This window comes from Albidovulum denitrificans, from assembly GCF_002973535.1.
Classification (GTDB): domain Bacteria; phylum Pseudomonadota; class Alphaproteobacteria; order Rhodobacterales; family Rhodobacteraceae; genus Albidovulum; species Albidovulum denitrificans.
Window position 1 is genome coordinate 223,678 of record NZ_PVEP01000003.1, and the last position, 22,665, is coordinate 246,342.

Below are 22,665 nucleotides of genomic sequence, written 5' to 3' on the forward strand. Positions count from 1 at the left end.
GCCGGGGCGGAAAGCGCCCGCCCCGGCCGGTCTTCTTAGCGGAACAGCGACAGGATGCTCTGCGGCGCCTGGTTGGCGATGGACAGCGACTGGATGCCCAGCTGCTGCTGCACCTGAAGCGCCTGGAGCCGGGCGGACGCCTCCTCCATGTTGGCATCCACCAGCGAGCCGATGCCGGCCTTCAGAGAGTCCGAGAGCTTGCCCACGAACGTGTTCTGAATGTCGATCCGGCTTTGCGCCGAGCCGAATTCGGCCGCGGCGTCGATGCTGGTCTGGATCAGACCCTCGATGTTGCCGAGCGCCGCGGTCGCACCGGCGGCACTGGACACGTCGATCGTCGAGAGGGCCGCCAGCCCGCCCGAACCCGCGTTCTTGAACTGGGCGCTGACCGTCAGGTCATTCGCACCGGTGTTCGCAAACGCCAGCGTTCCGGCGGTACCGCTGTTGTAGTCAACGGCCAGCCCGGTGATCCCCAGGGCGTCGATCGCGTTCTTCAGCCCCACGGCCACCATGTCCGACGTCGTGGTCGCCGCAACGTCATCGGCGGTGACGGTGTAGCTGACCGTCTTGCCGCCGATCGTCAGGGCGACCTTGTCACCGGCCACGAAGGGTGCGCCGCTGTCGTCGATCACGATCGTCCCCGTCCCGGTCGTATTGTCGAGCTGGAACCCGGCCGTATCGCCATTGGCGGACACGCCCGTCGAGGCGCCAAAGACGTTCTTCGCGGCATAGGCGCCGGTCGAAAGGTCCTGGGCGTTGATGGTGATCGAAGAGGTCGAGACGGCACCGCCGGCCTGACGGTCGAGCGATGCCAGAACGTCGACGGTGGTATTCGACCCGTCGACAAGGTTGAGGCCGTTAAACTGGGCCGCGCCGACAACCGACTTGATCTGGTCGACAAGCGCCCCGATGTCGGTCTGGATCTTTGCCCGGTCGACATTGTCTTCCTGCGCGGCGACGATCTTGCCCTTGATCTCGGTCATGAGGTCGGTGACGGTTTCGGCCGCCTGCCGTGCGACGGCGACGGTCGATTCCCCCAGCGACAGGCTGTCAGAGATGCTCTTGAAGCCTTTCACATCCGCTTCCATGACCTTGGAGATGGACCAGACCGCGGCGTTGTCCTTGGCCGAGGAGACCGATTTCCCGGTCGAGATTTCATCCTGCGTCTTCGACAGGTTGCTGTTGATCCCGCGCAGGGTCTGGAGGGCGACCATGGCGCTGGAGTTCGTAAGAATGCTGGACATCCGATTTTCCTTAGATGATGCGGCACTTCGTGCCTGTTGATACGGACCCGTCGGTGACGGGCGCGAAGGCATTCTGACCTTGCGGGGTTCCGGGAACCGCCGCGCCATCCTTTCCGGGGATGCAGGAGTGATCCTTGCGGCGTACTCCTAATCAATTGCTAAGGAAGTCCGCCAATTAGGACGCATTTGAACGATCGCGCCGGTTTTCAGGCGCGATGCTCCAGGCTTTGTTCATCGAACTGGACCGTGCTGCCACGCCCCGCGCGGTCATAGGTCGACAGCTCGGACGGGATGCGCGCGATCTGGCGGACCCGCTCGGTCGCCGCGCGGATGCCGTCGCGCGCGGCGGTCAGGTGGCGCAGGCTTTGCTCAGCCTCGGCCCGCAGCTTTTCCAGCTCCGCGCGGCGGGCCGTCGGCGCGGCGTCCGCAAGACGCTTTTCCAGCGCCTCAAGATCGGCGGCATGGGATGCGAGCCTGTCAAGCCGCCCGGTCATGACCGCCTCGACGGTCAGGAAGAGGCAATGGTGAATGTCGTCGATAAGAGTGCTGTCATTCGGCATATCCGGTCCTTTTTTCAAGTGCGGCAACGATGTTTTCGGCCAAGCCGATACCACCGGCCTTGACCATCGCCTTTGCCTGTTCGTCACGCAGGAAGGAGGCGAACTGTTCCTCTCCCACGCCGCCCCCGAAGGCCTCGCGCGCCTTGCCCAGCCCGGCGGCTTTCAACATCTCGGACAGAAACGCGGTTTCCAGCTTTTCGGCGGTCTGGCGCAGGGTTTCATTGCGCGAGGCGGGCGCGGGTCCGGTGAAGACGGGCGGGACGGTCGGCATGGTTCCCTCGAATTGCTGCGATTTCCCGAAGCTAAACCGCGGCGGGGTAAAGATTCTGGTAACGGGGATGCGGGAATGTGGGCGCGTCACAGATGGAAATCACGCCCGCAATGCTCATCTCGATTCAGCCTCAGCCGCCTGCGGCGCCTGCAAAAGATACGGCCGACGGTACCAGGACGCGGGACACGGAGCGCGACGATTCGGGGGCCTTCGCGGCCTGTTTCGCGGGGATGGCGGCGCCTGTGCCGATGCCCGCGGCCGCTGCGGGGGAACGCCCGACCCCGGAGGGGGCCGAGGGCAAGGCGGTGCTGGAACCGGCTTTGGCGGCGGACGGGGGCGAAGCGGGGCTGGCCCCCGGCGCGGCGAAGGTTGCCGACGCCACCGACCCGATGGTCGAAGCCAAAGCGGCTGCCTCTATGCACGACGCACCCGGCCAGCCGTCACTGGTGACAGAAACGCCGACGCTTTCGGAAACCGGGAATGCGCCGGAGGGGACGCCGTCGGCCACACCGGACGCTGAGCCGGGTGGGCTTGCGCCCGACGGCAGTGACGGCAAGGCTGAAGCCGCCAACCAGGGCGGCGCGCCTCAGGCCAGCAAAGCGGAAGACAGCAAGGCCCGCACGATGGTTGCGGAATTGACCGACCTCCCCACCGACGACGGGGCCGGGCCGGACACCGCCCCTGCCGTCAAAAGTACACCCGCGCAGCACGCTTCCGGGTCTGGCGATCCGTCCCCCACGCCATCTGTGGCCAAGGAAGCCGCGACGATGGGATCGGACGGCTCCGGGACGGCCGCGACACCTCTGCCATCCGTGGCCACCACTCCGGCCGGGACGCAACCGCAGCACATCTCCGACGGCCCCGCCCCGCAGACCACCCAGCAGGGCGCGGGCATTACCGATATCGGTCGGCAGGCCGCCCACTCCGTCGCCCACGCGATCCGTCATATGGAAGGCGGTTCGGTCGAAATCGCGCTTTCGCCAGAAGAACTGGGCCACATCCGCCTGCTTTTGCGCGACCACACGACGGCGACGCCGACGGTGACCCTGCATGCCGACCGGGCCGACACGCTCGACCTGATGCGGCGGCATATCGACATTCTGGCGCAGGACCTGCGCGACATGGGCTATCGCGACGTGTCGTTTTCCTTCGGGGGTCAGACCCATGACGGCGGCGCCACTGCGCGCCAGCACATGTTCCGGGCCGACCCGATCGACACGCTGGACACCCCGCAGGGCAAGACCCCGCCCGCCCCGATCCATCAAAGCCGCCCCGCCCCCGACGGCGCGCTCGACCTTCGTATCTAGGACCCAGAGATGAGCACCATTTCCCCCGTCACGACCACCGCCGCCACCTCGACCGCACAGGCCGGCACGTCCGATCAGGGCGCGCTTCTCAGCAGCGATTTTCAGGTCTTTCTGAAAATGCTGACCACGCAGGCCCGCAATCAGGACCCGCTGAACCCGATGGATTCGAGCGATTATGCCCAGCAGCTTGCGACCTTCTCGGGCGTGGAGCAGCAGGTCAGGACCAACACCCTTCTCGAATCCCTCGCCGCCCAGCTTGGCGGCGGCGGGTTGACGCAATATGCCCCATGGGTGGGGATGGAGGCGCGGGTGACGGCGCCCGTCTCCTTCGATGGCGCGCCACTGACGCTTTATCTGTCGCCGGTCTCGGGCGCGGACAGGGCCGATCTGGTCACACTCGATTCCGCCGGGAATGAGGTCGCGCGCTATACTGCGCCGGTGGGGACCGGCTCCATCGTCTGGGCCGGGACGGATGCGACGGGGCAGTCGCTGCCCTCGGGCACCTACAGCTTCCGGCTTGAGGGGTATTCCGGCGACACGCTGATCGGCGCCACCGCCGTCGAAAGCTATGCCCGCATCAACGAGGTGCGCAGCGATCAGGCGGGGACGGTCTTTACCCTCGACAGCGGGGCAGAGGTCACCGTGAACGACATCGGTGCGCTGCGCGCCGCCGGGTAAACGTCAGAACCAGCGCTCCAGCGCGAAGGCCAGAACGGCGATCAGCCCGCCCGCCGCCAGCAGGGCCAGCCGTTCGCCCAGACGGCCCCTGGGCGCGGGCACCTCACGCTCTGTCTGCCTTGTCAGCATCTGTTCGGCGATCTGCGGCAGGCGGGGGCCGAAACGGCCCAGAACCTGCGCCGTCCTGACCAGATCGCGGATCAACGCGCGGGGGCCGATGTTTTCCTTGATATAGCGTTCGACCACGGGGCGCGCCGATTGCCAGATGTTCATGTTGGGATCGAGAGAGCGCGCGACGCCTTCAACAACCACCATGGTCCGTTGCAACAGGATCAGCTCGGTCCGCGTTTGCATCCCGAACCGCTCCGTCACCTCGAAAAGATAGGACAGGAGCCTTGCCATGGAGATGCGGCTGGCATCCATGCCAAAGATCGGCTCCCCCACGGCGCGCAGGGCGCGGGCGAATTCGTCGATGTCGCGGTCGGCGGGGACATAGCCCGCCTCGAAATGCACCTCGGCCACGCGGCGGTAATCGCGACGGATGAAGCCGATCAGGATCTCGGCATAGACGCGGCGGGTATATTCGTCGATATGCCCCATGATGCCGAAGTCATAGGCGATGATATCGCCCGAGGCGGACACCTTCAGGTTGCCCTGGTGCATGTCGGCGTGAAAGAACCCGTCGCGCAGCGCGTGGCTGAGGAAAAGTTGCAGCACCCGTTCGGCCAGCGCGTTCAGGTCATGCCCGGCAGCCTTCAGCGCCGGAACGTCGCCCAGCGCGATCCCCTCGGCCCAGCCCAGCGTCATCACCCGGCGCGAGGACAGGTCCCAAAGCGGCACCGGCACCGCAAAGCCCGCGTCCCCTTCGGTGTTCTTGGCGAATTCGGAGGCCGCGGCACTTTCCAGCCGCAGGTCCAGCTCGCCCATCACCACGCCCTCGAAATGGTCGATGACATCGGTGGGCCGCAGGCGGCGCGAGGCGGGGGAGAGGGTTTCGATCAGCTTCGCGGCAAAGTGAAAGGCGTCGATGTCGCGGCGAAAGGCGCGTTCGATCCCCGGCCGCAGCACCTTGACGGCCACGTCCTTGCCCTCAGCCGCCGTGCGGGCGCGGTGGACCTGCGCGATGGAGGCGGCGGCGACGGGTTCGCCGAATTCGGTGAAAAGGTCGGCCATCGGGTGACCAAGCTCTTCCTCCAGCGTCGCGATGGCGACCTTTCTGGGGAAGGGCGGCAGCTTGTCCTGCAAGACGCGAAGCTGGTTGGCCAGCTCGGTCCCGACGACGTCGGGACGGGTCGAAAGGACCTGGCCGAACTTGATATAGGCCGGGCCAAGGGCCGTCAGCGCGCGCGTCACAGGCGGCAGCGCCGGGTCGCCGCGATAGCCGAGCCACTTGAACGGCCAGCCGAGGACGCGGGCGGCAAGGCGCAGGCGCGGCGGCGCTTCCATCGCCTCAAGCGCGACGCTCATCGCGCCGGTGCGCTCGAAGGTCGCGCCGGTGCGGATCAGGCGCCAGATGTTATGCGGGCCGCGCACCTCAGATCTTCCAGCCGGAATGGAGCGCGGCGACCCCCATCGTCAGGTTGCGATACTTCACCTGCTCAAACCCTGCCTGACGGATCATGGTGGCGAAGCTGTCCTGATCGGGGAACTTGCGGATCGATTCCACGAGGTACTGATAGCTGTCGCGGTCATTCGCCACCGCCTGCCCCATCGCCGGGATCACATTGAAGGAATAGCGGTCATAGGCCCATTGCAGCGCCGGGTTCGGCAGTTGGCTGAACTCCAACACCATCAGCCGCCCGCCGGGTTTCAGCACGCGAAACGCCTCGGCCAGCGCATCGGGAATGCGGGTGACGTTCCTGATGCCGAAGCTGATCGTGTAGACGTCAAAGGTATTGTCCGCGAAGGGCAGCGCCATCGCGTCGCCCACGACCCAGTCGAGCCGGTCGGCAAGGTTTTCGGCCTCGGCCCGTTTCTGCCCCTCGATCAACATCGATTCCGTCATGTCGAGGACGGTCGCGCGCGCCTCGGGCGCACGGGCAAGGAAGCGGAAGGCGATGTCGCCGGTCCCGCCCGCCACGTCAAGCAGACGCTGCCCCGCGCGCGGCGCAAGCCAGTCCATCATCGCGTCCTTCCACAGACGATGGATACCGACCGACATCAGGTCGTTCATCAGGTCATAGCGGTTGGCGACGCGCGTGAACACGCCATGCACCATGCCTGCCTTTTCGTCCTCGGCGACGGTCTGGAACCCGAAATGCGTCTCGCGGGCGTGTTGTTCTGTCATCGGGCCTTGCCGTTTATGCAAACTCCCCCTCCTTATAAGGGCCTTGGCCGCCATGACAATGCGGCGCGATGGCTGGAGCGACATGCCCGAACTGCCCGAAGTGGAAACCGTGCGCCGCGGCCTCATGCCCGTGATCGAGGGGCGGGTGATCGTGACAGCCGACATCCGGCGCCCCGACCTGCGCTTTGCGCTGCCCGAAGGCATGGCCGGGCGGCTGACGGGCGCGCGTGTCCTGCGGCTGACGCGGCGGTCGAAATACATCCTTGCCGATCTGTCCACGGATGAGACGCTTCTGATCCATCTGGGCATGTCGGGCCGCATCCTGATTTCGGGCGATACACTCGGCGCGTTCCATCACGCCCACCCTGCGCCGGAAAAGCATGACCATGTCGTGCTGGATTTCGACAACGGCGCGCGCGTCACCTTCAACGATGCGCGCCGGTTCGGGGCGATGGACCTGATGCCCACCGCCGGGCGGGACTCGCATTGGCTGCTGCGCGACCTCGGGCCGGAGCCCCTGGGCAATGCGTTTCACGAGGACTACCTGATCGCGCGGCTGAAGGGGCGGCGGATGCCGATCAAGGCCGCGCTTCTGGATCAGCGTATCGTGGCCGGGCTTGGCAATATCTATGTCAGCGAGATCCTGCACCGCGCGGGCATCGACCCGCGCCGGGTGGCGGGGCGCATTTCCGACGCCCGCCTTGCCACCCTTGTCCCGCTGACCCGCGCGGTCCTGGCCGAGGCGATCGAGGCGGGCGGATCGTCCTTGCGCGACTATCGCCGGACGGATGGGGAGCTTGGCTATTTCCAGCATGCCTTCCGCGTCTATGATCGCGAAGGCGCGCCCTGCCCCACGCCGGGATGCGACGGGCATGTGCGCCGCATCGTCCAGTCGGGCCGGTCGACCTTCCATTGTCCGAAATGCCAAAGATGACTTGATCGCCCCCGCATGGCTGTTAGGACTCGGTCAAAGTCACGCAAAGGCGAGGACCCATGGCTTACCAAACGATCGTGGTCGATATCGAGGACGACGTCGCCCTGATCCGGCTTAACCGGCCGGACGCCCTGAATGCCATCAACTCGAAGGTGGTCGAGGAACTGACCGAGGCGCTTGGCGCGGCCGAAGGCAATGACAAGGTGCGCGCAGTCGTTCTGACCGGCTCGGAAAAGGCCTTTGCCGCCGGTGCCGACATCAAGGAGATGTCGGAGAAAAGCTTCGTCGATGTCTTCACCTCCGACATGTTCGGGCCTTTGAACGAGGCCTTCCTGCGCTTTCGCAAGCCGGTCATCGCCGCAGTGTCGGGCTATGCCCTTGGCGGCGGCTGCGAGCTTGCGCTGATGTGCGATTTCATCATCGCCGCGGATAACGCGAAATTCGGCCAGCCGGAGATCAACCTTGGCGTCGTCGCGGGTATCGGCGGCACCCAGCGCCTGACCCGCATCGTGGGCAAGTCCAAGGCGATGGACATGCACCTGACCGGGCGTTTCATGGACGCCGCCGAGGCAGAGCGCAGCGGGGTCGCCTCGCGCGTGGTGCCTTTGGCCAAGCTGATGCCCGAGGCGATGGGCGTGGCGCGCAAGATTGCCGAGAAATCGCAGGTCGCCGTGATGACGGTGAAGGAAGCCGTCAACCGCAGCTATGAGACGACGCTGCGCGAGGGGCTTCTTTTCGAACGCCGCGTCTTTCATGCGCTTTTCGCGACCGAGGATCAGAAGGAAGGCATGCAGGCATTCCTTGAGAAAAGAGAGCCGCAGTTCCGCGACAAATAGGGCGAGAAAGCCGCAGAAGGTGTGTTGACTTATCCCCGAGTCGGCCCTAGAAGCGCGGCTTCAGATTTACCCGAACCGAAATCGGAAGACATAACAAATGGCCAACACGCCCCAGTCCAAGAAGCGCGCCCGCCAGGCCGAGCGTCGTCAGGATGTGAACAAGGCGCGCCGCTCGCGGATTCGGACCTTCCTGCGCAAGGTCGAAGAGGCGATCGCGTCCGGCAATCACGAAACCGCCACCGCCGCGCTGCGCGCCGCCCAGCCGGAAATGGCGCGGGGCGTTGCCAAGGGCGTCGTTCACAAGAACACGCTGGCGCGCAAGATGTCGCGCCTCTCCGCGCGGGTGAAATCGCTCGCCGCCTGATCGCAAAGCGGTCCTGAGAAGTTTCGGAAGGCGTGGTGCAAGCCACGCCTTTTTTGTGCTTTTCGAACCTTTTGGGCGGTTCTGTGCCCCTTTTGCACAGGCTCTCGGATTCTCTTCGGCAAAGGGTGAGTCAAGAGCGAAGATCGGTTGCCCCCGCTTCGGGCGGCTTGGTAGCTTCAGCCTTGCGATTCACATCGTCCTTGGGGGGACATGCGGTAACCTTGGACAGATCGGCGGCTGCACCCGATCCGTCCGCCATGCAGGCCGAACAAATGGCCGCAAGGGATACTGAAACGACGGGGGCGTCCGCCTCTGCGCTGCTGCCGATTCAACCGGGGGTCCTCTCTGGTTGAGCTTGTGGCCATGTCCAATTCGAAGATGCTTCCGGCCGGAGGCAGGTGTTCCGGCGCTTCGGCGCCACACTGTCCGGCTGTGCGGCGCGATGGATCGCTCGGTAGGAACCGGCGCGTGTTGCGCCGCAAAAAGTTAAAATTGGGCAAGGAACAAATGACCGAGGATTCGTGGGGGATCGTCCGCAAGCAACTTCTCAAGACGGTCGGAGAGAATAACTTCGCCTCATGGATCGAACCCTTGACCGTTCTGGACTTCGACGAGGGTATCCTGCGCTTTCTGGTGCCGACGAAGTTCATGCGTGACTGGGTGTCGCGCAATTTCGCCGACACGATCCTGAACCAGTTCCGGCAGAACAAGGTCGCGGTCGAGCGGGTAGAGTTCCACGTCGCGGCCCCTGAGGCCCGCCCCACGCCTACCGCACGCGCCGCAACCCGCGCCGCGCGCCCTGCCGCCCCACAGCGCGCGTCCGATGATGCAGAGCTTCCGGGCGCCCCGCTCGATTCCCGCTTCACCTTTGACAGTTTCGTGGTCGGCAAGCCGAACGAGCTTGCCCATGCCGCCGCCCGCCGTGTCGCCGAAGGCGGGCCGGTCACCTTCAACCCGCTTTTCCTTTATGGTGGCGTCGGCCTTGGCAAGACCCACCTGATGCATGCGATCGCGCATGAATTGCAGAACGGCCAGCCTGAACTGCGCGTGCTTTACCTGTCGGCCGAACAGTTCATGTACCGCTTCGTCCAGGCGCTGCGCGACAAGCAGATCATGAGCTTCAAGGAGCTGTTCCGTTCCGTCGACGTGCTGATGGTCGATGATGTCCAGTTCATCGCCGGCAAGGACAGCACGCAGGACGAATTCTTCCACACCTTCAACGCGCTGGTCGATCAGAACAAGCAGATTGTCATCTCCGCCGACCGCGCGCCGGGCGAGATCAAGGGTCTGGAAGAGCGGATCAAGAGCCGGTTGCAATGCGGCCTTGTCGTCGACCTGCACCCGACCGACTACGAGCTGCGCCTTGGCATCCTGCAACAGAAGGCCGAGAACTACCGGGCGCAGAACCCCGGCCTTCGGATCGACGGCGGGGTTCTCGAATTCCTCGCCCATCGGATCACGACCAATGTCCGGGTGCTGGAAGGCGCGCTGACGCGGCTCTTTGCCTTTGCCTCGCTTGTGGGGCGCGAGATTTCCCTCGACCTCGCGCAGGATTGTCTGGCGGACGTCCTGCGCACCTCCAGCCAGAAGGTCACGATCGAGGAGATCCAGCGCAAGGTCAGCGAGCATTTCAACATCCGCCTTGCCGACATGATCGGCCCCAAACGGGTGCGCACCATCGCCCGGCCGCGGCAGGTCGCGATGTATCTGGCCAAGACGATGACTACCCGCTCCCTCCCCGAGATCGGGCGCCGCTTTGGCGGGCGCGATCACACCACGATCATGCACGGGATACGGAAGGTGGAGGAGTTGATGTCTACCGACAGCCAACTGGCCGAAGACATCAATCTTCTGCGCCGCTTGCTTGAGGCGTGACCAGAAGCGCCTTGACCACCCCATCAATCCATCGGACATTCCCGAAAATTCTTGAGCCACGGGGGAAAGTTGCTACTTTTCCCCTCCCGGCGACGTCAAGGGGACGGACATGAAGATCAGCATCGAACGCGCCACGCTTCTCAAGGCGGTCGGACAGGCCCAATCGGTCGTCGAAAGGCGCAACACGATCCCGATCCTGGCCAACGTGCTGATGGAGGCCGAGGGCGACACCGTCAGCTTCCGCGCCACAGATCTGGACATCGAGGTGGTGGACAAGGCCCCGGCGCAGGTCGAGCGCGCGGGCGCCACGACCGTGTCGGCGGTGATGCTGCACGAAATCGTCCGCAAACTGCCGGACGGCGCGCTGGTGCAACTGACCGATGACGGCGCCTCGGGCCGGTTGACGGTGCAGGCGGGGCGGTCGGTCTTTTCACTGGCGACGCTGCCGAAGGAAGACTTCCCGGTGATGGCGTCTTCGGAATACAGCGCCAATTTCTCCGCCCCCGCGCCGATGCTGCGGCGGCTTTTCGACAAGTCGAAATTCGCGATCTCGACCGAAGAGACGCGCTATTACCTGAACGGCGTCTACATGCATGTCGCGCAGGGCGAACAGGGTCCGGCGCTGCGTTGCGTGGCGACCGACGGCCACCGCCTTGCCCGGATCGACGCGCCGCTGCCGCAAGGCGCCGACGACATGCCGGGCGTGATCGTCCCCCGCAAGACGGTGGGCGAATTGCGCAAGCTTCTGGAAGACGATGAGGCGCAGATCGCGGTGTCAGTGTCTGAGACCAAGGTGCGCTTTGCGACACCCGCGATCACGCTGACCTCCAAGGTCATCGACGGCACCTTCCCCGACTATTCCCGCGTGATCCCGATCGGCAACACCCGCCGGCTTGAGGTGGACGCGGCAGAGTTCGCGAAGGCCGTGGACAGGGTCGCAACCGTGTCCTCCGAACGCTCCCGCGCGGTGAAGCTGTCCCTGGATGAGGACCGTCTGATCCTGTCGGTCAACGCCCCTGACAGTGGCGCTGCCGAGGAAGAGCTTGCCGTGGCCTATGGCGACGAGAAACTCGATATTGGCTTTAACGCCAAATACTTGCTGGAAATCGCAAGCCAGGTGGACCGTGAGAATGCGGTGTTCCTGTTCAACTCCTCCGGCGATCCGACGCTGATGCGCGAAGGCAATGACACCTCGGCGGTCTATGTCGTGATGCCGATGCGCGTCTGATCCGGCCGCCGGTCGGATCGCTGGGGAAAGTGGGGGCGCTCTGTCTGCTTTCGCGGTCACATCGCTTCTTCTGTCACATTTCCGGTCGCATCGGCGCACCGCTCTGATTTTCGATGGCCGGCCGGTTGTGATCCATGGCCCGAACGGGGCCGGAAAGACCAATATTCTTGAGGCGGTATCGCTCCTGTCGCCCGGTCGCGGTCTGCGCCGCGCGGGGCCGGATGAGGTTGCCCGGCGGCCCGAACGGCTTGGCTGGAAGCTGAAGGCGGAGGCCGAAAGCCTGGGCGACCGGCATGAGGTGGAAACCGGCTGGTCCGAGGCCGGGGGGCGGTCTGTCCTGATCGACGGCAAGGCGGCACCACAGGCGGCTTTGGGGCGTATCTTGCGTATCCTGTGGCTTGTCCCCGCTATGGATAGGCTCTGGATCGAGGCGGCAGAGGGGCGGCGGCGGTTTCTGGACCGCATGACGCTATCGTTCGAACCGGGCCATTCCGATGCCGTCCTGCGCTATGAAAAGGCGATGCGGGAACGCAACCGCCTGCTGCGCGATGAGGTGCGCGATGGGCGCTGGTACGATGCGCTTGAGGAACAGATGGCCGAGGCCGGGGCGGTGATGCGCGCCAACCGGACGCGCGCCGTGACCCGCGTGCGCGAGGCGCAGGAGCAGGCGCGGACTGCCTTTCCCGTCGCCGCGCTGCGGATCGAGGGGGCGGATGGCGGCGACGAAGGGGGCGGCGCGGAGGAATTGCTGGCCGCCCTGGCCGCCGGACGGACCCGCGACATGGCCGCGGGGCGGACGCTGACCGGCCCCCATCGTACTGATCTTGTTGCCTTTTATGCCGAAAAGGACATGCCCGCGGCGCAGGCTTCGACCGGGGAGCAGAAGGCGCTTCTGATCTCTCTCATCCTTGCCAATGCCCGTGCGCTGGCCGAGGAGGTCGGCGCCGCGCCGATCCTTCTGATGGACGAGATCGCCGCGCATCTTGACGAGGGGCGGCGGGCGGCCCTTTATGATGAAATCTGTGCGTTGGGGGCGCAGGCCTTTCTGACCGGGACCGGGCCGGAGCTGTTCGAGGGGTTGGAAGGGCGATCCCAAACCATTGAAGTCATTGATGAAAACGGCACCTCTCGGGCCGGGGAGGCAGGTTGACATGACACCACAACGGGTCACGCTTATCACGCTGGGCGTCACGGAAATCGCCCGCGCCCGCGCGTTCTATGAGGCGCTTGGCTGGCAGCCCCATCCGCAGTCGCAAGAGGCGGTCACCTTCTACCAGATGAACGGTATGGTATTGGGATTGTTCGGAAAATCCGACCTCGCCGCCGATCAGGGACGCCCCGGCGCAAATCTTGGCACCGGGGCCATGACGCTGGCGCAGAACTTCGCCAGCGAGGGTGAGGTGGACGCCGCCTATGACGCCGCGCTAAAGGCCGGGGCGACCGCCCTGAAGGCACCGGAGAAGGTCTTCTGGGGCGGGTATTCGGGCTATTACGCCGACCCGGACGGCCATGTGTGGGAGGTGGCGATGAACCCGTTCTGGCCGCTGGGCGAAGATGGAAGCCTGACTTTGCCCGGTGGTGACGCCGTAGGGTCCGCGTAACATATGCGTCGGGCTTTTGTAGCTACAGTCGTATCGACACGGGCATGACGATCACCTTCGCCGCCTTGCTGCTTTACGCGGGCGCCATGGCGCTTTTGTGGCTGACGCCGGGGCCGGTCTGGGTCGCGATCACGGCGCGGGCGCTGTCGGGCGGGTTCGCCTCGGCCTGGCCCCTGGCGATCGGGGTGACCATCGGCGATCTGATCTGGCCCTTGTTCGCGATCTTCGGGCTATCTTGGATCGTCGATCAATGGTCGGGCTTCATGGTCGCGCTGCGCTATGTCGCGGTGGTCTTCTTCGTGGGGATGGGCATCCTGCTGATCCGCCGGGCGAACGACCCGATCGAGCGTGACAGCCGGTTGACGCGGCCCGGACGGCTGGCCGGGTTCTTGGCGGGCGTGGCGGCGATCCTTGGCAACCCCAAGGCGGTGCTGTTTTACATGAGCGCCCTGCCCGGCTTTTTCGACCTGCGCCATGTGACGGCGGCAGACATCGCGGTGATCGCGCTGGTGTCAATGTCGATCCCGCTGGTGGGCAACCTCGCGCTGGCGCTGGCGGTCGACAAGGCGCGCGCCCGGCTTGCCTCGCCCGAACGGATACGGAAGATCAACCGCATCGCCGGGGGGCTCTTGATCGTGGTCGGGCTGGCGCTGGCGCTGCTGCCGGTCTGAGGGGCGCGGTCAGTCGTCCGACCACTTCTCTGCCCGGTGGGTGCCGTCGCAATAGGGTTTGTTCCCCGACATGCCACAGCGGCAGAGGACGACCTTGTCGTCGCAGGCCGCCTGCCCCGGCGGCGGAGCATCGACGTCCGAGCGCAGGACCCAGTAGGGACCGTCCTTCTGGACCTTGATCCGCACACCTTCGGGCAGAAGATGTTCCGGCCCTTCCAGCGCCAGCGCGCCCGAGGGGCAGGCGCGCACGACATCGCGGATCTGGTCCGCGGTCCCCTGATCGGGGTCGATCCAGGGCTTGCGGGCCGGGTCGAAGACGGCGCGGGCCAGACGGACGCATTCGGCCGCGTGGGCGCATAGGCGCGGGTTGTAGGTGACGGTACCGCCGGTGCCGCTGTAGCGCAGCACCTTGTCGGGGCCGTCCGCCGGACGGTCGCTGGTCGAGGTGAAGCCGACCTTGGCATGGCTGCCGTCGCAGAAGGGCTTATTCTGGCTGTGGCCGCAGCGACAAAGCGCGACGACCGCCTTGACCTCAAGCGCCGCGCCATCGGGGCCGCGCAATTCCTCAAGCCCCTTGACCACCAGCGGGCCGTTTTCGCGCGGGGTGACGGTGGTGCGTTTGTCGGCCATCGGGGGTCCCTTTCGTCAGTGGCGCAGGTTGTCCATCACCCGCATGAGTTCGGCGGAAATACCGGGTTCGGAAAGCGCGTGGCCCGCGACCGGGATCATGCGCAGATCGGCCCGCCGCCAGCGTTCGGCAAGACGCCAGGCCGAGACGGGCGGGCAGATCATGTCGAGGCGCCCCTGCACGATGGTGCCGGGAACGTCGTCAAGCCGCGCGATGTCGCGCAGGATCTGGCCGTCCTCATCCAGAAAGGCGTTGTGGGTGAAATAGTGATTCTCCAGCCGCGCGAAGGCGCGGGCATAGTCGCCCGGCGCGTCGCCGCCCGGCCCGTGCGATTCGACGCTGGCCAGCGCGTTTTCCCAGGCGGCCCAGGCACGGGCAAAGCGGACCTCTTCCACCGTGTCGCCGGAGAAAAGCCGCTTGTGATAGGCGGCGATCAGGTCGGCGCGTTCGTCTTCCGGCACGGGGGAGACGAATTCGCGCCAGCGGTCGGGCCAGAAGGCGCCCGCACCGCCGCCGTAGAACCAGTCAAGCTCCCCCTGCGTGGCCAGGAAGACGCCGCGCAGCACCAGATGGACGGCGCGGTCGGGGTGCGTTTCGCCGTAGACCAGTGCCAGCGTCGCGCCCCAGCTGCCGCCAAAGACGATCCAGCGGTCGATGCCAAGCGCCGCGCGTATCCGTTCGATATCCGCGACGAGGTGCCAGGTGGTGTTCGCCGTCACGCTGGCATGGGGGCGGGACCGGCCACAGCCGCGCTGATCGAAAAGGATGATCCGGTAATGCGCCGGGTCGAAATAGCGCCGCATCGCGGGGGAACAACCGCCGCCCGGCCCGCCATGCAGCACGATGACGGGCGCGCCCTGCGGGTGGCCGCATTGTTCGACATAAAGGCGATGCCCGTCGCCCACATCCAGCATCCGCTGATCGAAGGGTTCGATCTGCGGATAAAGAAACTGGCCTGTGCGTTTTTGCCCTGCGATCCGATCCATGGTTTGACTATATAACGCATTGAACCGGCCCGCCACGGGGGCCTTCTGACTTTGCCGGGAGGGAACATGAGCCCCGAGACATCCAGCGTCGATACCGCCGAGGTCGCCAAGTTCGAGGCGATGGCCGCCGAATGGTGGGACCCTGAGGGGAAGTTCAAGCCGCTGCACATGATGAATCCGGTGCGGCTGGACTATATCGCCCGCCAGATCGCGGCGGAGTTCGGGCGCGATCTTAAGGCACCGCGTCCTTTCGAGGGTTTGCGTCTGCTGGATATCGGCTGCGGCGGGGGGTTGCTGTCCGAACCGATGGCGCGGCTGGGGGCAAAGGTCGTGGGTGCCGACGCGGCAGAGCGGAACATCCCCGTGGCGCGGGTCCATGCCGAGGCGCAGGACCTGCCGATCGACTACCGCCACACCACGGCCGAGGCGCTGGTCGCCGGGGGCGAAAGCTTTGACGTGGTGCTGGCGATGGAGATTGTGGAGCATGTCGCCGATCCGGCGGCCTTTGTCGCCACCTGCCACGCGCTTCTCAGCCCCGGCGGGCTGATGATCGCCTCGACCATCAACCGCAACGCCAAAAGCTTCATGGCCGCCATCGTCGGCGCGGAATGGGTCATGCGCTGGCTGCCGAAGGGGACGCATGACTGGGCAAAGTTCATCACGCCTGAGGAGTTGACGGGGATGATCGCGCGCGCCGGGCTTGATCCGGTGGACCGCAAGGGCTTTGTCTTCAACCCGGTCAGCTGGCAATGGTCGATCTCGGACCGCGACCTCAGCGTGAATTACGTCGCCGCAGGGGTGCGGCGCTGATCATTCGCCCTCAAGCCTTTGACGGATCTCGCGCAGGACGGGCAGGACGGCGCGCATCCGGTCTTCGCCGATCTTCTGGACGACATCGCCGATCAGCGGCGTGATCGCGGCCACGGCGGCATCGCGCGCGGCCTTGCCCGCCGGGCTGATGGACACGAACTTGCGCCGGGCATCGTCCCAGTCGGGGCGGATGTGGACATGGCCCGCCCATTCCAGTTTCGACAGCGTGTTGGTCATCGCGCCGCGGGTGACATGGAAGGTATCGGCCAGTTGCGCGGGGGAGCGTTCGTCCTGCACATGGCAAAGGTGGTTCAGGACCGAGAAGTGGCTGATCTCCATCCCCTTCGGCAAGACGCGGCTGATCAGGTTGCGCGCCAATTGGTCGGCCATGAAGACCTCGGAAAACAGCGCGACCGCAAGGGGATCTCTGGGTTCGGCCACGGGGCTCACGGTCCTTCGAAGGGGCGGTCATGCATCAGCGAGGGGATGCGGCGGCGGGCGCGTTCGACGGCGGCAAGGTCGATCTCGGCATAGGTGATGCCGGGCTCGGTACCGCCGTCTGCCACCACCTCTCCCCAGGGCGCGACGACCATGGAATGCCCCCAGGTGCGGCGCGGGCGGCCTTCATGCGCGGCATGGGTGCCGGTCTGGGCGGGGGCGAGGACATAGGCGCCGTTCTCGATCGCGCGGGCGCGCAGAAGCGATTGCCAATGCGCCTTGCCGGTGGTGTCGTTGAAGGCGGCAGGCACGGTCAGGATCTGCGCCCCCGCCTGCGACAGGCGGCGGTAAAGCTGCGGGAAGCGGACGTCGTAACAGATCGACAGGCCGAGCGTGCCGAAGGGCGTCGGCGCAATGACCGCGCGGGTACCGGGGCGATAGCCCGCCGATTCGCGGTATTTCTCGGTCTCGGACACATCGACATCGAACATGTTGATCTTGTCGTAGCGCGCCCGGATCGCCCCGTCGGGGCCGATCAGGAAGGACCGGTTGGCAAAGCGCCCGTCTTCGTCATTCGTCTTCAGCGCCAGTGAGCCGATCAGCAGCCAGAGTTTCAGCCGCGCGGCATCCTCGCGAAGCGCGGCGAGCGTCTGGTCCTCCTCCTCATGCCGCAGGACGGCGCGCTGGTGGGCGCGGTCGGAGGAGAGGCAGTTGGTCACCTCGGGCGTCAGGACAAAGCCCGCCCCGGCCCCGGCGGCCTCCTCCAGCATCGCCCGCGTGTGGGGCAGGTTTTCCGCCGGATCGTCGCTGACCGAAAGCTGGAGAAGCGCGATCTTCATGGCTCAGGCCGCCAGCATCGGGTCAAGCTTGCCCGCCCGGTCAAGGGCGTGAAGCTCATCACAGCCGCCGATGGGGGTGCCGTCGATGAAGATCTGCGGCACGGTGTAGCGCCCTTGGGCACGCGCCATCATCTCTTGCCGCTTGTCGCTGTCGCCGGAGACGTCCGTCTCCTCATACGCGGCGCCCTTTGTCGCAAGCAGGCGCTTGGCCGCAAGGCAATAGGGACACCACGGCGTGGTATAGATTTCGACGCGAGCCATAGGCCACCTTCCCGAAGTTGACGCAACTATAGGGATTTAGGCATCTTTCGCAACGCGCGCCAGCGTCGCAACGCAAACCGGCCCCGCGCCCGCGGCACGGCAGGCCTCTGCCGCGGCGGCGAGCGTGGCGCCCGAGGTCATCACGTCATCGACGATCAGGACCGGCCGCCCGGCCAGCGTACCGCGATGGCGGGGGTGAACGCGCATCACCTGATCGAGGTTGCGAAACCGCGCATCCCGGTCGCGCCCGTCCTGCGAGGCGGTGCGGCGGGTGCGCTGAAGCAGGTCGGGGCAATGGGCAAGGCGCGCGGCCCTGGCAAGCTCCTTCGACAGAAGCGCCGACTGGTTGTAGCGGCGGCGCAGAAGCCGGGTCCAGTGCAGCGGCACCGGCGCCACGATCATGCCGGGCTGAAGGATCGGGCGGGCGGCGCGCAGCATCCAGCGCGCGGCAGGCGCGGCAAGGTCCAGCCGGTCGCCATGTTTCAGCGCCAGCACCAGCCGCCGGCCGATGTCGCGGTAAAGCAGCGCGGCACGCCCCGCCACCCAGGGCCGGGCGAGCGTGGTGCAATCGTCGCAAAGGACCTGTTCATCCGGCGCGGCGTCCCCCATCACGGGCGTGCCGCAAAGGTCGCAGACGGTTCCCGCGATGAAGGGCGTGTCGCGCCAGCAGGTCGCGCACAGGCCGAAATCGTCCGCGACCGGCCCGCCGCAGGACAGGCATTGCGGCGGGAACAGAAGGTGCAGCGCGCTTTGCATTCCCGTGCGAAGCAACTTAGGGTCCGCGATCATGACTTCCGTTCCACCTGACCTTGCCGACCGCTCCGCCCTTGCCGCCCGCCGCCGCCGCGCCATCCGGCAGGGGGCGGAACTGTTCCTGCATGAGGACGTCGCCGATGAGGTCGAGGAAAGGCTGAGCGAGGTTAACAAATCCTTTACGGCGCCCGCCGTGGTGACGGCTTTTCCGCAGGTCTGGCAGGGTCGCCTGCCCGGCGCGCGGATCGTGGCGGACGATCCGGTGCTGGACCTTCAGGAAGGCGCGCATGATCTGGTCATTCACGCGCTGGCGCTGCACTGGGCCAGCGATCCGGTCGGGCAAATGGTGCAGTGCCGCCGGGCGCTGAAACCCGACGGCCTGTTCATCGCGGCGCTCTTCGGCGGGCGAAGCCTGCATGAGCTGCGCGCGGTTCTGGCCGAGACGGAGACGCGGCTGACCGGCGGGCTGTCGCCGCGCGTCCTGCCGATGGGGGAGATTCGCGATCTGGGCGCCCTGTTGCAACGCGCGGGGCTGGCGCTGCCGGTGGCCGATTCCGTGCCGCGCACCGTCACCTATCGCACCGCCTTTCACCTGATCGCCGATCTGCGCGCGATGGGGGAGACGAATGCGCTGGCCCAGCGGTCCCGCCGGCCGGTGCCGCGCGGCTTCTTCCCCGAGGCGGCAGAGCTTTACGCACAGCATTTCCCCGCCCCGGACGGGCGCATCGCCGCGACCTTCGACATCGTGTTCCTGACCGGCTGGGCGCCGGATGAAAGCCAGCAAAAGCCGCTGCGCCCCGGATCGGCGCTGTCGCGGCTGGCCGACGCGCTGGGGGTGCGGGAACAGCCCGCGACACCGGGTCGCGAAAGCGGCGCGGCGGATTGACCGCGGCGGTTTTCGGCCTATGTCAGACAAACGCTGAAAAAGGACGCAGCATGAGCGATAAGACCGTCTTGCCGGGCAGCGGACGCCTGGCCCACGCGCCCGCAGACCACCCACCCGTCAAGCGCGCCCGAATCGGTGTGCTGGTGGCCAACCTCGGCACCCCCGATGGCTATGACTACTGGCCGATGCGGCGGTATCTGAGCGAGTTTCTGTCCGACAAGCGGGTGATCGACTATCCGTCGTGGAAGTGGCAGCCGCTTTTGCAGCTTATCATCCTGTCGAAACGGCCGTTCAGTTCCGGGGCGAATTACAAGTCGATCTGGAATCACGAGCAGAACGAAAGCCCGCTGATGACGATCACCAAGGCGCAGGTCGCGAAGCTGGGCGACAGCCTTGCCGCGCGTTATGGCGATGACGTCATGGTCGATTTCTGCATGCGTTACGGCAACCCATCAACCGATTCCGTGGTGCGGCGGATGGTGGAGGCGGGGTGTGAGAAGATCCTGTTCCTGCCGCTTTACCCGCAATATGCGGGCGCGACCTCGGCCACGGCGAATGATCAGTTCTTCCGCGCGTTGATGAAGGAAAAGCGCCAGCCCGCGGTGCGGACGGCGGCGGAGTATTTCGACCATCCGCTTTACATCGAGGCGCTGGCGCAGTCGGTTGAGCGGGTCTATGCGACGCTGGATCACCGGCCCGACGTGCTGGTCGCGTCCTATCACGGGATGCCGCAACGTTATCTGCGCGAGGGCGATCCTTATCATTGCCAGTGCCAGAAGACCTCTCGCCTGCTGCGCGAGAGGCTGGGCTGGGACAAGGGCGCGATCGACACGACGTTCCAGTCGGTCTTCGGGCCGGAGGAATGGCTGCGCCCCTATACGGTGGAGCATGTGGCGGAGCTTGCCCGCGCGGGCAAGAAGCGGATCGCGGTGATGTCGCCCGCGTTTTCCGCCGACTGCATTGAAACGCTTGAAGAAATTCAGGGCGAGATCGCCGAGGCCTTCCATCACGCGGGCGGCGAAAGCTTTACCTATATCCCCTGCCTGAACGACGACGACGCGCATATCGCGGCGCTGGGCGAGGTCATCGCGCTGAACCTTGCCGGCTGGGTCTGAAGGGGTAACGAAAAAGGGCGGTGGTTTCCCACCGCCCTTCGATCCGGGGTGTCCCGAAATCAGTTGCTGGCCACAGCGGCCGCAACGACGAGCAGCAGAAGCAGCGGAACAACGATGCCGCCCGAGGAGGACGACTTCTGCACCACGACTTCCGGCTCCATGACCGGTTCAGCCATGCCACCGGCGAAGGCGGTGGAAGCGGTGAGCGAAACGGCGGCGGCAAGCGCGAGTTTTTTCATACGACTGTTCTCCAGTTACGCTCCGGCGGGACTGAGGTGAGGATCGCCAGAGCTTTTCATTACCTCGGCGAAAAGAGTAACGCGAGAATCAAGAACTTGGCAACGGTTGTGAAGACGGGTGCAACGCTGCGCAGTGCGACGTGACTTTCCGGCATCGCCGTGCCGCGAAAAGGAAAAGGCGGTGGTCGCCCACCGCCTTTCCTTTAACAGATCCGCCTGGGATCAGTTGCTGGCGACAGCGGCAGCAACGACGAGCAGGAGGAGCAGCGGAACAACGATGCCGCCCGAGGAGGACGACTTCTGAACCACAACTTCCGGCTCCATGACCGGTTCAGCCATGCCACCGGCGAAAGCGGTGGACGCGGCGAGCGAAACAGCGGCAGCAAGCGCGAGCTTTTTCATTTTTCAATTCTCCAGTTACGCACCGGCACAGTTTGATTGAGGATCGCCGGAGCATCCATCTTCACCTCGTAGACGTGAGTAACGCACAAGGTTCGAGATTTGCAACTGGCGAGTAGGGCCGAAAACCAACGGTTTCAGGCGTGTCGTCAAATTAGCAACACCTGCGTACCGACTTCGGCAAGGCCAAAGAGTTCAAGAATGTGTTCATTGTACAACCCTATGCAGCCGTTCGATGACCGCCGCCCGATCTTGCGTGTGTCATGCGTTCCGTGGATGCGATAATACTGCCAGGACAGGTAGAGCGCGCGGGGACCAAGCGGGTTGGTCGGGTCGCCGCCCGGCACCATTTCCGGCCATTCCGGGTTGCGCACGCGCATATCGGGCGTCGGGCGCCAGGGCGGATTGACAACCTTCTGGATGACAGAGGTGCGGCCCTTGCGGGTCAGGTCCGGGGTCAGCGGCACGCTGGTCGGGTAAAGCTTGTACGTCTGCCCGTCTGCGGACCAGTAATGCAGCGCGCGCGACGTGATATCGACAAGGATCGCGCCCTTGTCGAGGCTTGAGAAATAGGGCTGCCAGTCCAGCGAGCGGAAGCTGGAGATGTTGCGCCGCATGTTGGAGCTTAGATCGCTTTCCATCTCCGTCGTGCCGGCGGTCTGGGCCAGCGCGGGGGCGGCGAGTGTGGCGGCAAAGGCCGCCGTCGTTCCGATCAGCGCGCGGCGGCTGATCTTGACGTTGTCAGGGTTGCTCATCCTCGGGTCACCATCTTTCCCGCCGCTGCCCGGCGGACCTCATTTATGCGCGGCAAGGTACGCGAAAGGGGCCATATCCTCAACTCACGCCTCTGTCACATTCCGCCCATCGGCCAAGATCGCGTTTGAACACCGAACCGCGAAACTGTAAAGGACGGCCCGGCGATAACCTGAGGGGCTTGGTCCATGATCCGTTCGGCCGGAATGATTCTCGTTACAGCAATCGCACTTGCCGGGTGCGTAAGCGATCAGCCGGCGCCGATGGGTGCCGATGGCCTGCCGCTGCCGAAGCTTTATGAGATCAGGAAGGGCGATGAGGGACGGATCACCTATTCGCTGGTCGATTCGGTCAACGCGCTGCGCCGTGCCTCGGGTGCGCAGCCGCTGACGCTGAACCCGCTGCTGACCGCCGCCGCTGCGACGCATTCGCGCGACATGGCGGTGCAGAATCGGCCCTGGCATTTCGGCTCGGACGGGTCCTCGCCGCTGGAGCGGGTGCGGCGGACCGGCTATCAGGGCCGGATGATGGGCGAGAATATCTCGGAAACCTACGAGACCGAGCTTGAGACGCTGTCGGCCTGGATGGGTTCGCCCGACACCCGCGCGGTGATCCTTGACCCCGCCGCGCGCGACATCGGCTTTGCCTGGTATCAGGAACCGGCGGGCAAGATCTGGTGGACGGTGGTCACGGGCGGCTGAT

The 22,665-nt window shown here is 65.6% G+C and carries 28 protein-coding genes; 14 read left to right on the forward strand and 14 right to left on the reverse strand.

The window, feature by feature from the left end:
* Positions 1 to 35 precede the first annotated feature (35 nt).
* The 3 genes from LX70_RS09860 to LX70_RS09870 all read right to left on the reverse strand — a co-directional run bounded on the left by LX70_RS09860 (position 36) and on the right by LX70_RS09870 (position 2,075).
* Positions 36 to 1,244, reverse strand: coding sequence for a flagellin (locus LX70_RS09860; protein ID WP_105514566.1), 1,209 nt, complete (start codon positions 1,242 to 1,244; stop codon positions 36 to 38).
* Between the two features lie 206 nt (positions 1,245 to 1,450).
* Positions 1,451 to 1,804 carry a hypothetical protein gene (locus LX70_RS09865; protein ID WP_105514567.1) on the reverse strand — a complete coding sequence of 118 codons (354 nt, stop codon included), beginning with the start codon at positions 1,802 to 1,804 and terminating at the stop codon, positions 1,451 to 1,453.
* Positions 1,794 to 2,075 (reverse strand): rod-binding protein, encoded by a 282-nt coding sequence (locus tag LX70_RS09870; protein ID WP_105514569.1) that lies wholly within the window; start codon positions 2,073 to 2,075, stop codon positions 1,794 to 1,796. The genes LX70_RS09865 and LX70_RS09870 overlap by 11 nt, the downstream gene beginning before the upstream one ends.
* A 248-nt stretch (positions 2,076 to 2,323) precedes the next feature.
* Between LX70_RS09870 and LX70_RS09875 the strand changes: the two genes are divergently transcribed.
* Both LX70_RS09875 and LX70_RS09880 read left to right on the forward strand, forming a co-directional pair.
* Positions 2,324 to 3,382, forward strand: a complete 1,059-nt coding sequence (locus tag LX70_RS09875; protein WP_146111577.1) for a flagellar hook-length control protein FliK — start codon at positions 2,324 to 2,326, stop codon at positions 3,380 to 3,382.
* Between the two features lie 9 nt (positions 3,383 to 3,391).
* Entirely contained in the window at positions 3,392 to 4,060 is a 669-nt protein-coding gene (locus LX70_RS09880; protein ID WP_105514573.1) for a flagellar hook capping FlgD N-terminal domain-containing protein, read from the forward strand.
* Between the two features lie 3 nt (positions 4,061 to 4,063).
* Here the strand turns inward: LX70_RS09880 and ubiB are convergent, their stop codons facing one another.
* Together ubiB and ubiE are read right to left on the reverse strand one after the other, a co-directional pair.
* Positions 4,064 to 5,593, reverse strand: coding sequence for a 2-polyprenylphenol 6-hydroxylase (gene ubiB, locus LX70_RS09885; protein WP_105514575.1), 1,530 nt, complete (start codon positions 5,591 to 5,593; stop codon positions 4,064 to 4,066).
* A gap of 1 nt (position 5,594) precedes the next feature.
* On the reverse strand, positions 5,595 to 6,347 hold the full coding sequence (ubiE, locus tag LX70_RS09890) for a bifunctional demethylmenaquinone methyltransferase/2-methoxy-6-polyprenyl-1,4-benzoquinol methylase UbiE (RefSeq protein WP_105514577.1): 753 nt from the start codon (positions 6,345 to 6,347) through the stop codon (positions 5,595 to 5,597).
* 82 nt (positions 6,348 to 6,429) lie between these two features.
* Between ubiE and mutM the strand changes: the two genes are divergently transcribed.
* From mutM to LX70_RS09930, 8 genes are all read left to right on the forward strand, one after another.
* On the forward strand, positions 6,430 to 7,281 hold the full coding sequence (mutM, locus tag LX70_RS09895; RefSeq protein ID WP_105514713.1) for a bifunctional DNA-formamidopyrimidine glycosylase/DNA-(apurinic or apyrimidinic site) lyase: 852 nt from the start codon (positions 6,430 to 6,432) through the stop codon (positions 7,279 to 7,281).
* Between the two features lie 59 nt (positions 7,282 to 7,340).
* The gene (locus tag LX70_RS09900) at positions 7,341 to 8,117 is read left to right on the forward strand and encodes an enoyl-CoA hydratase (protein ID WP_105514579.1); all 777 of its coding nucleotides are present in this window, start codon (positions 7,341 to 7,343) and stop codon (positions 8,115 to 8,117) included.
* 97 nt (positions 8,118 to 8,214) lie between these two features.
* On the forward strand, positions 8,215 to 8,481 hold the full coding sequence (rpsT, locus tag LX70_RS09905) for a 30S ribosomal protein S20 (RefSeq protein ID WP_105514581.1): 267 nt from the start codon (positions 8,215 to 8,217) through the stop codon (positions 8,479 to 8,481).
* 507 nt (positions 8,482 to 8,988) lie between these two features.
* The gene (gene dnaA / locus LX70_RS09910; RefSeq protein ID WP_245885025.1) at positions 8,989 to 10,356 is read left to right on the forward strand and encodes a chromosomal replication initiator protein DnaA; all 1,368 of its coding nucleotides are present in this window, start codon (positions 8,989 to 8,991) and stop codon (positions 10,354 to 10,356) included.
* Between the two features lie 109 nt (positions 10,357 to 10,465).
* Positions 10,466 to 11,584, forward strand: coding sequence for a DNA polymerase III subunit beta (gene dnaN / locus LX70_RS09915; RefSeq protein ID WP_105514583.1), 1,119 nt, complete (start codon positions 10,466 to 10,468; stop codon positions 11,582 to 11,584).
* A gap of 40 nt (positions 11,585 to 11,624) precedes the next feature.
* Complete coding sequence (gene recF / locus LX70_RS09920; RefSeq protein ID WP_105514585.1) at positions 11,625 to 12,734, forward strand: DNA replication/repair protein RecF; 1,110 nt, start codon at positions 11,625 to 11,627, stop codon at positions 12,732 to 12,734.
* Between the two features lies 1 nt (position 12,735).
* A complete protein-coding gene (locus LX70_RS09925; RefSeq protein ID WP_105514587.1) occupies positions 12,736 to 13,185 on the forward strand; it encodes a VOC family protein in 450 nt (149 codons plus the stop codon).
* 44 nt (positions 13,186 to 13,229) lie between these two features.
* Positions 13,230 to 13,856 carry a LysE family translocator gene (locus LX70_RS09930; protein WP_105514589.1) on the forward strand — a complete coding sequence of 209 codons (627 nt, stop codon included), beginning with the start codon at positions 13,230 to 13,232 and terminating at the stop codon, positions 13,854 to 13,856.
* A gap of 9 nt (positions 13,857 to 13,865) precedes the next feature.
* Here the strand turns inward: LX70_RS09930 and LX70_RS09935 are convergent, their stop codons facing one another.
* Both LX70_RS09935 and pip read right to left on the reverse strand, forming a co-directional pair.
* On the reverse strand, positions 13,866 to 14,486 hold the full coding sequence (locus LX70_RS09935; RefSeq protein ID WP_105514591.1) for a CDGSH iron-sulfur domain-containing protein: 621 nt from the start codon (positions 14,484 to 14,486) through the stop codon (positions 13,866 to 13,868).
* Positions 14,487 to 14,501: 15 nt separating this feature from the next.
* Positions 14,502 to 15,470: a prolyl aminopeptidase gene (gene pip, locus LX70_RS09940; RefSeq protein ID WP_105514593.1), complete on the reverse strand. Its 969-nt coding sequence runs from the start codon at positions 15,468 to 15,470 to the stop codon at positions 14,502 to 14,504.
* Between the two features lie 66 nt (positions 15,471 to 15,536).
* Here pip and ubiG point away from each other — a divergent pair, with 66 nt between their 5' ends.
* On the forward strand, positions 15,537 to 16,280 hold the full coding sequence (gene ubiG / locus LX70_RS09945) for a bifunctional 2-polyprenyl-6-hydroxyphenol methylase/3-demethylubiquinol 3-O-methyltransferase UbiG (protein ID WP_105514594.1): 744 nt from the start codon (positions 15,537 to 15,539) through the stop codon (positions 16,278 to 16,280).
* Here ubiG and LX70_RS09950 read toward each other — a convergent pair whose 3' ends face one another.
* From LX70_RS09950 to LX70_RS09965, 4 genes are read right to left on the reverse strand one after another with little or no spacing between them, the layout of a single operon-like run.
* Complete coding sequence (locus tag LX70_RS09950; RefSeq protein ID WP_425430585.1) at positions 16,281 to 16,670, reverse strand: MarR family winged helix-turn-helix transcriptional regulator; 390 nt, start codon at positions 16,668 to 16,670, stop codon at positions 16,281 to 16,283.
* A 56-nt stretch (positions 16,671 to 16,726) separates the two neighbouring features.
* On the reverse strand, positions 16,727 to 17,557 hold the full coding sequence (locus tag LX70_RS09955) for a carbon-nitrogen hydrolase family protein (protein WP_105514596.1): 831 nt from the start codon (positions 17,555 to 17,557) through the stop codon (positions 16,727 to 16,729).
* Positions 17,558 to 17,560: 3 nt separating this feature from the next.
* Positions 17,561 to 17,818 (reverse strand): glutaredoxin 3, encoded by a 258-nt coding sequence (grxC, locus tag LX70_RS09960; protein ID WP_105514598.1) that lies wholly within the window; start codon positions 17,816 to 17,818, stop codon positions 17,561 to 17,563.
* 36 nt (positions 17,819 to 17,854) lie between these two features.
* Entirely contained in the window at positions 17,855 to 18,574 is a 720-nt protein-coding gene (locus LX70_RS09965; protein ID WP_105514600.1) for a double zinc ribbon domain-containing protein, read from the reverse strand.
* A gap of 31 nt (positions 18,575 to 18,605) precedes the next feature.
* Here LX70_RS09965 and LX70_RS09970 point away from each other — a divergent pair, with 31 nt between their 5' ends.
* Positions 18,606 to 19,457, forward strand: coding sequence for a methyltransferase domain-containing protein (locus tag LX70_RS09970; protein WP_105514602.1), 852 nt, complete (start codon positions 18,606 to 18,608; stop codon positions 19,455 to 19,457).
* A 50-nt stretch (positions 19,458 to 19,507) separates the two neighbouring features.
* Positions 19,508 to 20,572 (forward strand): ferrochelatase, encoded by a 1,065-nt coding sequence (gene hemH, locus LX70_RS09975; RefSeq protein ID WP_105514604.1) that lies wholly within the window; start codon positions 19,508 to 19,510, stop codon positions 20,570 to 20,572.
* A gap of 59 nt (positions 20,573 to 20,631) precedes the next feature.
* Here the strand turns inward: hemH and LX70_RS09980 are convergent, their stop codons facing one another.
* The 3 genes from LX70_RS09980 to LX70_RS09990 all read right to left on the reverse strand — a co-directional run bounded on the left by LX70_RS09980 (position 20,632) and on the right by LX70_RS09990 (position 21,965).
* Entirely contained in the window at positions 20,632 to 20,811 is a 180-nt protein-coding gene (locus LX70_RS09980; protein ID WP_105514606.1) for a hypothetical protein, read from the reverse strand.
* Positions 20,812 to 21,033: 222 nt separating this feature from the next.
* Positions 21,034 to 21,213 (reverse strand): hypothetical protein, encoded by a 180-nt coding sequence (locus tag LX70_RS09985; protein ID WP_105514608.1) that lies wholly within the window; start codon positions 21,211 to 21,213, stop codon positions 21,034 to 21,036.
* A gap of 146 nt (positions 21,214 to 21,359) precedes the next feature.
* Positions 21,360 to 21,965, reverse strand: coding sequence for a L,D-transpeptidase (locus tag LX70_RS09990; RefSeq protein WP_105514609.1), 606 nt, complete (start codon positions 21,963 to 21,965; stop codon positions 21,360 to 21,362).
* A 204-nt stretch (positions 21,966 to 22,169) separates the two neighbouring features.
* Between LX70_RS09990 and dalA the strand changes: the two genes are divergently transcribed.
* The gene (gene dalA, locus LX70_RS09995; protein ID WP_245885032.1) at positions 22,170 to 22,664 is read left to right on the forward strand and encodes a divisome-associated lipoprotein DalA; all 495 of its coding nucleotides are present in this window, start codon (positions 22,170 to 22,172) and stop codon (positions 22,662 to 22,664) included.
* Position 22,665 lies beyond the last annotated feature (1 nt).